Here is a 7,606-nt window from a genome sequence, read left to right as displayed (position 1 = left end):
GCAGATGACAATGCGCTATGCGCATTTGGCCTCGCACGACCTCGATGTTTGTGTGCCTATCCTCGAGCGAGCTTCAGGCTAAGAACGAGCCCTTCCTCCCGTCGATTTTGACTGGAGGTCAAAATGAACATCAAGAGCCTTCTTCTCGGCTCCGCTGCTGCTCTCGCAGCAGTATCCGGCGCCCAGGCGGCTGACGCTATCGTCGCTGCCGAGCCCGAGCCGATGGAATACGTTCGCGTCTGCGACGCGTTCGGCGAGGGGTACTTCTACATCCCTGGCACCGAAACCTGCCTCAAGGTCGGTGGTTACGTCCGCTTCCAGGTCGATTACGGCCGTGGCGCCAACGGCTTCAACGATGGCGATTGGGATGCGTGGACCCGTGGTCGCGTTGCCTTCACCTCGAAGAGCGACACCGAACTCGGCGAGCTGACCGGCTTCATCGCCATCCATGGCGAATCTTCGCGTGACAACTCCGGTTCGACTGCGGAAGACAACTTCTACTTCGACGAAGTCTACCTGCAGCTCGGCGGCTTCAAGGCCGGTACCTACCTCAGCTGGTGGGATAACGACCTTCCGGGCGAACTGGATTTCCTGAGCAACCAGACGCGCTTTACCTCGATCGCTTACATCTACTCGGGCGACGCGTTCACCGCGGGTCTCCAGGTTGACGAGCTGTCTGACGACTTCGAAAGCAACTCCTTCGTCTACGGCCGTGACGGCAACGATGTCGGCCTCGAAGGCGTTATTCAGGCGACCCTTGGACCGGCAACCCTCGAAGTCCTCGGCTCCTACGATTTCGGCGCCGAAGATGGTGCGGTTCGCGTTTGGGGTTCGGTTGAAGTTGGTCCGGGCACTCTGCACGTAGCCGGCATCTACGCCTCTGGCGCAAACGCCTACTACACTGCCGCAGAAGCCACCGTCTCTGTTGCTTACGCGTTCAAGGCTACCGACAAGCTCGAAATCATCCCTGAGTTCCAGTACTTCTGGGATACTGAAACGGATGCTGATGGCGATTTCGGTGGCGAGAACGACTGGGCAGCCGGCGCGACCGTCAACTACCAGATTGTCGAAGGCCTGACCTCGAAGGTCTCCGTCGGTTATCATGACGTCGCTGACACCTGGTCCGGTATCGTCCGCCTGCAGCGCGACTTCTAATCTGATCTGACGATCGGATAGGAAAGCCCGGCCTTTGAGCCGGGCTTTTTCGTTTTGCCGGAAGCCGTTTTGCTGTCAGTCGCTCGCGCAATGCCAGTCGCGCAAAAGCCTGCAGCGGTTTGGTTCTGCAAGAATTATATTCATCAAAACAAAGATTTAGGGCAGTGAATGCGCAGTTGTGCATGGTCTGCGCGGTCAGTGATGAAAGTTACTGCCGGCCGAATCTCAGGTCGGATTCGATCTCGGCCTGCTGCCCGAGCCGCGTCTTGTAGACCTCGTAATTCTCCATCACCCGCTGCACGTAATTGCGGGTCTCCGGGAAAGGTATGCGCTCGATCCAGTCGATCACCTCGTCGAGCGGCTTCCCGCGTGGATCGCCGTAGCGCGCCACCCATTCCCGCACACGGCGTGGGCCGGCATTATAGGCGATGAAGGTGAGGATATAGGAGCCGCCGAATGTGTCTATCTGCTCCCCGAGATAGTGCGCCCCGAGCGTTGCGTTATAGCCGGCGTCGCTGGTGAGCTTGGCGGGCGCATAGGAAAGGCCGTGGCGCTTGGCCACTCCTTGAGCCGTCCCCGGCAAAAGCTGGAGCAGGCCGCGCGCATTGGCTATGGATACTGCGCCCGAATTGAAGGCGCTTTCCTGCCGCGCGATCGCATAGGCGAGCGCCTTGCCCGATCCGGCGATATCCGCGCCCGCGGGGATGACGCCGATCGGAAAGGCGAGCGCGGCGGCGTCGATGCCGCGCGCGAAGGCGGCCTTGCCCATTTCCAGCGAAAGATTGTGCTTGCCGTCGCGCTCGGCACGGGCGGTCAGGATCGCAAGCTCGCCGGGGCTGTCGATCTCTTCCGCAAGCGCCTTGTAGAGCGCCTCCGCGCGCCTGTCCTGGCCGGCGCTTTCAAGCAGGTCTATCGCCTTGACGGCTTCGCGGCCCTCGAGCCTCTTCTGGTCGTCCGCCGTGGGGGAGGGATAGGCGACGTTGAGGGTCCGGATATCGAGGCGCGCGGCGGCAAGCTGGCCGTAGAAGGTTCCGGGATATCGCGCCGCCTGCGTATAGAATTCCGCGGCCTTGCCTGGGCCGCCGGCCTCCGCCGCCCGGCCGAGCCAATAGAGAGCGCGCGAAGCGGAAAGCGGCCGTTTCGAAGCGTCGAGAATCCGGCGGAAATGCTTCTCCGCCGTTGCCGGGTCATCAAGCGCTCTCAGCGCATACCAGCCGGCATGGAACTCCGCATCGGCGATGTCCGCGGGCAGCGTGGCGGCATGGTTGGAGACGATCCGGTAGGCTTCCTTGAAATCGCCCTCGTCGGCAAGGCCGCGTGCGATGATGCGACGCTCGTTCCACCATTCGGTGGTGTTGATGAGGCGGGAAGCTTCGCGGGGGGCCTTGTCCAGCAACGCGGCGGCTTCGCGGTACTTGTTCTGCCGGCGCAGAAGTTCAATGCGGACGAAGAGATAGGCCGGGTCGTTCGCCCAGGATGGATCGGCGGCCTTGACCAGGGCTTCGGCATTCTTGGCATTGCCGATCATCGCGCTCCAGGCCTTGTGGAAGGATTGCGCTTTGCTGAGGTCTGCAAAGCGCTTCGCCTGGGCGGCCCGGCTGCGATAGAGCAGGTAGGCCATGCGCGTCTTGTGATCGGCGGGCGTCAGCAGGGATGAAAACTCCTCGAGGATATTGTCCTCGGTGGGCGTATCCAGCGTCTTGGAGCTCCAGATCGAGCGAAGCGTTGCCGCCGCCTCAGCCGTGCTGCCCGTCGCGACCAAAGCGCGGGAGAGAATGATCGCGCCTTCCACGGTCTCGGGCTTGGTCTTGCCGAAGGCGGCAAGCACCTGTTTCGGCGTCGGGTTCTCCCAATAGAGAGCCCGCTCGGAATGGGCGCGCAGGGATTTCAGCCCCGGCCAGCCCGCAAGCTCACGCTGGGCTGCGGCGATCTCATAGGAAGGCACGCCGGGAAGGCCCGATGTCGCGATCGCCCAGGTGAGAATATGGTGGTCGAGCGAGCCCTTCGTCATCCGGTCGCGGATTTCGCGGGCCGATGCGGCATCACCGTTGGAAACGGCATCCAGCCCGGCCTTCAGTTCCGCTGCCGGCACAATGCCGTCAGCACGGGGAATGGCTCCGGTTACATCCGGAAACGGCATGGCGGCGGGCAGAGGATTGTCCGGACGAACGTAAGGAAGCGGAACGGTGCCTTCGGAAGGGGGCGCGGCAAGCGGCAGTCCCGGCAGGCCGAGCCCGAAGGCCGAGAAGAGCAGGGCAGCCTTGTTCATCCGGTAGCTCGCGACAACGATTTCCCCCTCGATGGACAATTCATATTAGCCAACACGCGGATTAATGAAACCTTTCCGGACCTCACGAAAATGCGCGTTCTCCCATCGGTGGGATTGCGTTGAAAATCCCGCGTGTCTCCGCTTGTCGCCGCTTTCCCGCCGCTCTATGGTGCCCACCTTTAATCATGGATTGCGGCCGAAGAATGGATGGCCGGCCAGTGGGAGTCTACGCATGTTCAAGGGATCTATGCCCGCCCTCGTCACCCCCTTCACCGCCGATGGAGCGGTGGATGAGCAGGCTTTTGCCGACCATGTGGAGTGGCAGATAAGGGAAGGCAGCCACGGCCTCGTGCCGGTCGGCACTACCGGGGAATCGCCCACCCTTTCCCATGCGGAGCACAAACGCGTCGTCGAGATCTGCGTGCAGACCGCGGATAAGCGCGTACCGGTCATCGCCGGCGCCGGTTCCAATAACACCCGCGAGGCGATCGAGCTTGCCCAGCACGCCGAAATGGTCGGCGCCGACGCCCTGCTGGTCGTCACGCCTTACTATAACAAGCCGACACAGAAGGGGCTTTACGCCCACTATTCGGCAATTGCGGAAGCCGTGAACCTGCCGATCATCATCTATAACATCCCCGGCCGCTCCGTCATCGACATGACGCCCGAGACGATGGGAGCGCTCGCGAAGGCGCACAGGAATATCGCCGGCGTCAAGGATGCCACCGGCAAGATCGAGCGCGTCTCCGAGCAGCGCATCACCTGCGGCAAGAATTTCGTCCAGCTTTCGGGCGAGGATGCGACCGCGCTCGGGTTCAACGCGCATGGCGGCGTTGGCTGCATTTCGGTGACGGCCAATGTCGCGCCGCGTCTTTGCGCCGAGTTCCAGAAGGCGACGCTCGCCGGCGACTACGCAATGGCGCTGGAATATCACGACCGGCTGATGCCGCTGCACAAGGCGATCTTCCTGGAGCCGGGCCTTTGCGGCGCAAAATACGGGCTGTTCAGGACGCGCGGCATGAACCGCACGGTGCGTTCGCCGCTGCTCTCCACCCTGGAGCCGGCGACCGAAGCGGCAATCGACGCAGCACTCCGCCACGCGGGGCTGCTGAACTGAGGCGGCATGGCCGCCGCTCTTGCTTCCCTTTGCGGCGCCCGCACATTACATATGGATGACAGAACCCCGTCCGTCGCCCGCGGACGGGGAACAATCCTTCATCAAAGGGCAGGACGGACTTCTTCACCATGGCACCCAAAGGCAGCCAGCGCACGGTCAACAAGATTGTCGCGGAAAACCGCAAGGCCCGCTTCAATTATGAGATCCTTGATACTTACGAGGCCGGCCTCGTCCTGACGGGGACGGAGGTGAAGTCGCTGCGCGAAGGCAAGGCCAATATCGCGGAATCCTACGCTTCGGACGAGGGCGAGGAAATCTGGCTGATCAATTCGCATCTGCCGGAGTACCTGCAGGCGAACCGCTTCAATCACGAGCCGCGCCGCCGCCGCAAGCTGCTGCTCAGCAAGCGCGAGATCAACCGGCTGCGCGCGGGCATCAATCGTGAAGGCATGACGCTCGTGCCGTTGAAGATTTATTTCAACGAGAAGGGCCGCGCCAAGCTCGAGCTCGCGCTGGCGAAGGGCAAGAAGCTGCACGACAAGCGCGAGACGGAGAAGGAGCGCGACTGGAACCGCCAGAAGTCCAGGCTTTTGAAGGACAACTGACCTCCAGTTCGGCGCCCGCATCGTGCCGCTGACAGGCGCGCGGCCGTGAACCTTTCCCGTGTCTCCTCGTTGAAGGAGGATCGGGAATTGCGCGAGGTCCGCCATGACCTATGCCGAGATCATCAAGAAAGCCATCGACGGCCGCAAGGTGGTCGAGCTGCGCTACAAGGACGTGCCGAGAAAGGTGCGGCCGCATATCCTCGGTTTCGTGGGCACCGGCCAACTGGCCCTCAGCGGCTGGCAGACCTCCGGAACGGGCGCCGGCTGGCGGCTTTTCCACGTTGCCGATATCGCCGATCTTTCGGCGACGAACGTGAGCTTTCTCAAAGCCGCGCCCGGCTATAACCCGGACGACCCGGCATTTTACCGCATCATCGACCGCATATGACGAAACGAAAAGCCATCCTGACATATGCCACGGTTGTCTTCGGCATCGCGATAGCGGTCTATCTTCTCTATCATACGTTTCGGGAATATTCGGTTGCCGATATCGTCCAGTCCGTGCAGGCAATCCCGACATCCAACATGCTGACGGCGCTCGGTTTTTCCGCCGCCTCCTATCTCTGCCTGACGGGCTTCGACTGGACCGGCGTGCGTTATGTCGGCAATCGCCTTGCCTATCCGAAGATCGCGCTCGCCTCCTTCCTGTCGCTGTCGATCGGCCAGAGCGTCGGCCTTGCGGGCCTGAGCAGCGGCGCGCTTCGATACCGCTACTATGCCCATTGGGGCATGAGCGCCGAGGAGGTGACGAAGATCGTGCTGCTTTCCGGCGTCACGGTTGGGCTCGGCATGGCCGTTCTCTCCGGCGTGGTTCTGATCCTCAATCCGGCCGATGCCGCCAAGGTCCTTCGCCTGCGGGAAGGCGCGATCCTGGGAATAGGGGCGGCCAGCCTGCTTGCCGTCGTAGGATATCTCGCGCTCGCGGCCTTCGTCCGCGCGCCGCTGAAAATCCGCAAATGGACGTTCCGCATGCCGACGCTGCGGATTGCCATCGCCCAAACGGTCATCGGAGCGGTGAATTTCGCCCTAGTCTCGGCCTGTCTGAGGGAGGTCATGGCGGCGACCGCCGATGTGAGCTACCTGAAGGCGGCGACGGCTTTCGTGCTCGCCAATCTCGCGATCCTCATCACCCACGCGCCGGGTGGGCTCGGCGTGCTTGAAGCGACCGTGCGGCATGTCATGGGCGAGGATGCGTCCATCGGCTCGCTCGTCGCCTTCCGCGTCATCTATTTCTTCATCCCGCTCGCCATCGGCCTGCCGCTCTCGCTGATCGTCGAGGCCATCTTCCGAGCACGCAAGGCGAAACTGGCGGATGTGGAATCAGCCTGATGCGGCAAGTTTCTCGGGTTCGCTTCGTTCTGCCCGTGCCGCCATGCGCCTCTCGTGTTCGAGCAGCCAGCGCTTGCGCCATAGGCCGCCACCATAGCCGGTGAGGCTTCCGTCGGCGCCGAGCACCCGATGGCAGGGAATGACGATAGCGATCTGGTTGGCGCCGTTGGCGCCCGCCACCGCACGGGTGGAGGAGGGGGCGTCAAGTTCCATTGCGAGTGCGCCATAGGTTCTCATGCCGCCTGTCGGGATCGCGCGAAGCGCTTCCCAGACCCGGCGCTGAAAAGGCGATCCGTGGCCCGCAAGCCGCGTTTGGAAGCCTCGGTCCTCGCCGTTGAAATAGGCGGTGAGCTCGGCCTCGATCTGGTCGATCGGCGGATGCCTTCCCATGGCGATCCCGCTGCCGGTATAACGCTGCAGCTTTCGGATTTCCGCCGGAAGCGCCTTCCGCTCGGCGAATTCGAGCAGATGCAGCGCGTGGCTGTCGGCGATCGCCATCATCGGACCGATCGGGGTCTCGATCCAGTCGGCTCTCAGCAGCGTCTTGTCGCGCAGATTGGCGGGAGCTGCGCCGAACAGCTTAGTGATGGCGCTGCGAAAACCGCTGCCGGAGGAATAGCCCGCGTCGAGCTGCGTATCGATGACGCTTTCGCCGGAGGCCAGCATCTCCGCGGCCTTTCCCATCCGTCGCAGCCTGGCGATTTCCAGGAAACTCATGCCGAACTGCCGCTTGAAGGCCCGTCTTGCGGTGGAGGGATCGATGCCGAGCGCGCCGATATCATCCTCGCTCCAGCGCCGTTCCGGTTCTGCGTCGAGCGCCTGCAGCAGCTTCGACACGACGGGGTCGACCCCGCCCAGTTTCAGCATCGGCTTGCAGCGGATGCAGGGGCGGAAACCCGCCTCCAGGCATTCGGCTATCGTGCCGTAGAAAGCGGTGTTTTCCCGCTTCGGCTTTCGGGCCGGGCAGGTGAGGCGGCAGAATATGCCGGTGGTCCTCACCGCCGCATAGGCAAAACCTTCATAGGCCGGATCGCGTGCGATCAGCGCTTCGTAAAGGAGATCATCGTTGGGGCGTTCGAAAAGCATGCAAGTCTTTTAGCGCGATCCCGAACGGGATGCCGCCGAAAAACA

Annotated in this window: 7 protein-coding genes and 1 pseudogene; 6 read left to right on the top strand and 2 right to left on the bottom strand. The window is 62.6% G+C overall.

Features of this window, described 5'->3' with window-relative positions:
• Together YH62_RS30715 and YH62_RS04765 are read left to right on the top strand one after the other, a co-directional pair.
• Positions 1 to 82, top strand: a pseudogene (locus YH62_RS30715) (site-specific integrase); the annotation flags it as partial.
• A 41-nt stretch (positions 83 to 123) separates the two neighbouring features.
• Positions 124 to 1,155, top strand: a complete 1,032-nt coding sequence (locus YH62_RS04765) for a porin (RefSeq protein WP_046792945.1) — start codon at positions 124 to 126, stop codon at positions 1,153 to 1,155.
• A gap of 208 nt (positions 1,156 to 1,363) precedes the next feature.
• Here YH62_RS04765 and YH62_RS04760 read toward each other — a convergent pair whose 3' ends face one another.
• Entirely contained in the window at positions 1,364 to 3,424 is a 2,061-nt protein-coding gene (locus tag YH62_RS04760) for a lytic transglycosylase domain-containing protein (RefSeq protein ID WP_046793052.1), read from the bottom strand.
• 232 nt (positions 3,425 to 3,656) lie between these two features.
• Between YH62_RS04760 and dapA the strand changes: the two genes are divergently transcribed.
• The 4 genes from dapA to YH62_RS04740 all read left to right on the top strand — a co-directional run bounded on the left by dapA (position 3,657) and on the right by YH62_RS04740 (position 6,475).
• Positions 3,657 to 4,541: a 4-hydroxy-tetrahydrodipicolinate synthase gene (dapA, locus tag YH62_RS04755; protein ID WP_046792944.1), complete on the top strand. Its 885-nt coding sequence runs from the start codon at positions 3,657 to 3,659 to the stop codon at positions 4,539 to 4,541.
• 128 nt (positions 4,542 to 4,669) lie between these two features.
• Positions 4,670 to 5,146, top strand: a complete 477-nt coding sequence (smpB, locus tag YH62_RS04750) for an SsrA-binding protein SmpB (protein ID WP_046792943.1) — start codon at positions 4,670 to 4,672, stop codon at positions 5,144 to 5,146.
• A gap of 103 nt (positions 5,147 to 5,249) precedes the next feature.
• Positions 5,250 to 5,534 (top strand): hypothetical protein, encoded by a 285-nt coding sequence (locus tag YH62_RS04745; protein ID WP_046792942.1) that lies wholly within the window; start codon positions 5,250 to 5,252, stop codon positions 5,532 to 5,534.
• A complete protein-coding gene (locus YH62_RS04740; protein WP_046792941.1) occupies positions 5,531 to 6,475 on the top strand; it encodes a YbhN family protein in 945 nt (314 codons plus the stop codon). The genes YH62_RS04745 and YH62_RS04740 overlap by 4 nt, the downstream gene beginning before the upstream one ends.
• Here YH62_RS04740 and YH62_RS04735 read toward each other — a convergent pair.
• Positions 6,467 to 7,561, bottom strand: a complete 1,095-nt coding sequence (locus tag YH62_RS04735; RefSeq protein WP_046792940.1) for a trifunctional transcriptional activator/DNA repair protein Ada/methylated-DNA--[protein]-cysteine S-methyltransferase — start codon at positions 7,559 to 7,561, stop codon at positions 6,467 to 6,469. The genes YH62_RS04740 and YH62_RS04735 overlap by 9 nt on opposite strands.
• Positions 7,562 to 7,606 lie beyond the last annotated feature (45 nt).

Origin of the sequence: Rhizobium sp. LC145 (assembly GCF_001005825.1) — a bacterium.
Taxonomy (GTDB): domain Bacteria; phylum Pseudomonadota; class Alphaproteobacteria; order Rhizobiales; family Rhizobiaceae; genus Neorhizobium.
The sequence above is the reverse complement of the archived record's forward strand: the minus strand, read 5'-3'. Positions and strand labels throughout refer to the sequence as shown.